The organism is Moheibacter stercoris, assembly GCF_040545805.1.
Lineage (GTDB): Bacteria > Bacteroidota > Bacteroidia > Flavobacteriales > Weeksellaceae > Moheibacter > Moheibacter stercoris.
Genome location: NZ_JBEPMO010000039.1, coordinates 1 through 1,252 on the forward strand (window position 1 = coordinate 1; position 1,252 = coordinate 1,252).

Here is a 1,252-nt window from a genome sequence, read left to right on the forward strand (position 1 = left end):
CGCCAAACCCTTCCTATGTTTGTAATTCCTTAAATTTAGTATATCAACAACTATAAAAAAGAAAGAACCAAATGAGCAGAATAAGATAGACAAACCCTATAAGCATAAAAGCTTCACTAACATGATTATCCCTGCTCATTTCTTGCTAAAAACCGTACAGTTTAGTTGAACATAAAGTTCGTGTTAGGATCGTTGGTTACATCGCAAGAACAGTTCTCTCTTTGAAAAATTAAAAATATAAAAAATGGGAGAGAAAATCAACTATTGTGGCATCGATGTTTCCAACGAAACCTTAGATCTTTATTTTCAAAATAGGGAAGGTGTGCATCAACATTTACAAGTTTCAAATTCGATTACAGGGTTTCGAAAAATGCTTAAAGAAGCGGGAGCGAAAACTCATTTTGTAATGGAAGCTACTGGAGTATATCATTTGAATTTGATATTCTTTCTTCAAGAAAAAAAAGTTCGATTTAGTGTAGTAAATGCTTTGCAAATCAAGCGCTACATTCAGATGCATTTAGAACGAAACAAATCGGATAAAAAAGATGCGAAACGTATTTACGAATATGGTCTAGATCGAAATCCAGAAATGTACACAATGCCTGATATGGCGTACTTTGAGTGTCGTTCACTGAACAATGCGATACACGATTTGACTAAAGAAATTACCAAATTTAGCAATCAAATACACAGTTTAAAAAAGTGTCCATTTGATGCAAAAAGTATCGAAAAAAGCTTTGAAAAAATCATAAAGAAACTGAAGGAAGAAAAGCAAAATTTGGAAATAGAATTACAAGAAAAATTACTAGAATGGGACAAAGAAACGCTTGAATTAGTATCGAGTATAAAAGGAATTGGCAAGCGTGCAGCAGCCGAATTATTGATCTACACACAAGGATTTAAAGACATGAATTCGTACAAGCAATTGATCTCGTATGCAGGGTTAAGTCCTACCGAATACCGAAGTGGCAGTAGCATCAGAGGACGCGTGAGAATATGCAAACAGGGTGGTAAACAATTGCGTCATATTTTATACATGTGTGCGCTAAATGCTAAGAAAACCAATGCGCAATGTCGTGCGTTATTCGACCGATTAGTAGATACTGGAAAGAACAAAAAAGCAGCCGTAATTGCGGTATGCAACAAGCTGCTAAAGATTGTATTTGGAGTGGTAAAAAACAGAGTATTTTACCAAGAAAATTATTTACAAAAATCTGCCTAAAAAACTTGTTTTTTTACACAGTTCATGTTA

At 34.3% G+C, this 1,252-nt stretch carries 1 protein-coding gene; it reads left to right on the forward strand.

Annotated elements, in window-relative coordinates; genetic code table 11:
- The first annotated feature begins 244 nt into the window (after positions 1 to 244).
- A complete protein-coding gene (locus tag ABID46_RS13515; protein WP_354510992.1) occupies positions 245 to 1,222 on the forward strand; it encodes an IS110 family RNA-guided transposase in 978 nt (325 codons plus the stop codon).
- The last annotated feature ends 30 nt before the right edge of the window (positions 1,223 to 1,252 follow it).